At 35.1% G+C, this 2,737-nt stretch carries 2 protein-coding genes; both read left to right on the top strand.

All coding sequences use genetic code 11. The annotated features are described in order from the left end of the window. Positions 1-1,191, top strand: a 1,191-nt coding sequence (locus tag ACN4EE_RS22715) for a glycosyltransferase family 4 protein (protein ID WP_431708792.1), incomplete at its 5' end; no start/stop codon positions are given. Positions 1,192-1,195: 4 nt separating this feature from the next. Beyond that, positions 1,196-2,593: a hypothetical protein gene (locus ACN4EE_RS22710; RefSeq protein WP_431708791.1), complete on the top strand. Its 1,398-nt coding sequence runs from the start codon at positions 1,196-1,198 to the stop codon at positions 2,591-2,593. Positions 2,594-2,737: the final 144 nt, after the last annotated feature.

Here is a 2,737-nt window from a genome sequence, read left to right as displayed (position 1 = left end):
ATCGTGGTTCATGGTCGTTTTCATGCTTTTCATTTAGCAAGGGAATTGATCAATCAAGGACATGATGTTACTTTGTTCACTAACTATCCCAAAAATATAGTCGCTCAATTTGGCATCCTTCCCCAATATGTAAAAACTTTTCTGCTTCATGGTATTTTGACCCGTGTTTTTCAAAAATTAACTGCCTTTTTACCCTTCAAAAGTTGGGATTTCTTATTTTCCCCTTTATTTTCTCGATGGGTTGCTAAACAGATAATTCATCAAGATTATAATGCTATTTATTCTTTTAGTGGAATTGCCGAAGAATTATTTAACTCTATTCCATCTGAGAATAAAACGATTAAATTTTTGGTGCGAGGTTCATCCCATATTGAAATCCAAAAAAAATTATTAGAGGAAGAAAAAAATCGTGCTTGTAGAGTATTGGGTAAATCTATTGAAATAGATAAACCAGAAGAATGGATTATTGCTAGGGAAAAAAGGGAATATGAATTAGCGGATCAGGTTATTGTATTATCAAGTTTTGCCTACAATTCTTTTCTTGAACAGGGATTTTCTCAAAATAAATTAAAAATACTACCGTTAGGGGCTCAATTAAGTCAATTTCGTCCTGATGCTGAAATAATAGAAAAACGATGCCAGAGAATTTTATCGGGACAGCCATTAAAAATTATGATGGTGGGAACTTTTTCTTTAAGAAAAGGAATCATTGATTTTATAGAAATTGCACAGCAAACTTCAGATAAATTTAAGTTTCAATTTGTCGGTGCTATTTCACCAGACGGTAACGATTTATCAAAAAAATCACTTAATTTCATTGAGATGAATCCTCGGCAAACAGAATCTGAATTATTTCAGTTTTATAACAATGCGGATATATTTATCTTTACAAGTATCGAAGATGGTTTTGCTGTCGTCATATCCCAAGCTCAAGCCGCTGGTTTACCCATTTTAGCTACCACTAACTGTTCCGCACTAGATATAGTTACTGAAGATGTAACTGGTTGGGTGCTACCGATTCGCTCCCCAGAACTTTTTGTAAAACGATTACTTTGGTGCCATGAGCATCGTCAAGAATTAGCGGAAATGGTCAAAAAAGTTTACCACGAATATCAACCGAGAGATTGGCAAGAAGTCGCTACGGATTTCAGTACAATAGTTAGGGAATATTTAGCTTTATCATCAAAATAAACCCATGGAAAATCGATCAGACTTACTTATTTGGTTAGTTATTTGGGTAGGAATTTGTTTCACCATTGTTCGTAGTCAGTGGAGTCAAAAAATTCCTAGCGTTGGCTTACCCTTCGCTTACTTGCTAACTTTGTCCATGATTCATTTCGTAGGGGGGTTAATTTACAGTTTTCCTTGGTATGAACCAAAGAGTGTTTATTTACTCCAATCAGGAAGTAATTATTTCCAAGTGTCAGCAGGTTTTATCGAAACTGTCTATGGCGTAATCGGTTTTGGTATTGGCAGTATTATTGTATCCTCGTGGGTATTAAAAAAATTCAAGCCAAAATGGTTAAATCAAGTTCCGCAAAAACCCAATTTGCAACTTCCTAATAACCTTTTAAAAATAGGGTTAATATTTATGCTCGTCATTACCCCTATTCTTGGCAGAATACCCGGTTTACAAGGTTTTTCTGTAGCTGGAGTTTATTTGATTGTGGTAGGGTTATGTTTAGCTTGTTGGCGAGAATGGTATAAAGAAAATCGAAAGGGTTTTCTCTTTTGGATTGTTGTTAGTTGTAGTCTTCCCATTATCACGATGATAACATTGGGATTTATTGGTTATGGTGCTTCTGCGACTGCCGTCGTCTTAGTATTTGTTTCTAGCTTTTATCGCCCTCAATGGCAAACAATAGTCATTGCTTGTTTAGTTTTTGTGCTAGGTTTATCGGTTTATGTTACTTATATGAGGGATAGGGGCGAAATTCGAGCTACTGTTTGGGGTGGACAAGCTTTAGAATCAAGAGCAGAAAGATTAATCAATACCTTTACTAATTTTGAAATCATAGATATATATAATCAAGAACATCTAGAAGCCATTGATACACGCTTAAATCAGAATGGTTTAGTAGGGAAAACTGTTGAAAATATTGAAAGAGGGAATGCTAAATTTGCAAAAGGTGAAACTCTTTGGCAAGCGGCATTAGCCCCTATTCCTCGTTTAATCTGGGCTGATAAACCGATCTTTGGCGGTAGTGGTAATCTTGTTTCTCTATTTACCGGACAAAAATTTGCAGATGGTACAAGTGTTGGAGTAGGACAAGTATTAGAGTATTATATCAACTTTGGAACTTGGGGAGTTTTTATTGGATTTATGATATTTGGAGTAATTATCAGAATAATTGATGTATCAGCAGGAGTAAGTTTAGTCAATGGAAATTGGTGGGGATTTACCTCATGGTTTTTACCCGGACTGGCTATGTTACAACCGGGGGGGGCTTTAGCGGAAGTAACTGCTTCCACCGCAGCATCTGTAGTAGTTATTTTCATTACTGGAAGGCTTATTCCCAAAAACCACAAAGATACTACTAAAAATACTATGAATGATCCTAAAAATCAAAGACTAGAAATAGGAAAATCTTAAACCTTACTGTAAATATTAATATGTTTAGATTTAAGCAAAATTATCCCGATATTGATATTTGGATTCCTAATCTGTTTGAAATGAAGGGCGGAATACAAACCTATTCAATGTTTTTTGTCAATGGGATACAAGAAAATATAAAGA

This window comes from Geminocystis sp. CENA526 (genome assembly GCF_050753365.1).
Taxonomy (GTDB): domain Bacteria; phylum Cyanobacteriota; class Cyanobacteriia; order Cyanobacteriales; family Cyanobacteriaceae; genus Geminocystis.
The sequence above is the reverse complement of the archived record's forward strand: the minus strand, read 5'-3'. Positions and strand labels throughout refer to the sequence as shown.

Coding starts and splice junctions, on each gene's coding strand:
- ACN4EE_RS22710 (WP_431708791.1), top strand. CDS start 1,196: ATGGAAAATCGATCAGACTTACTTATTTGGTTAGTTATTTGGGTAGGA.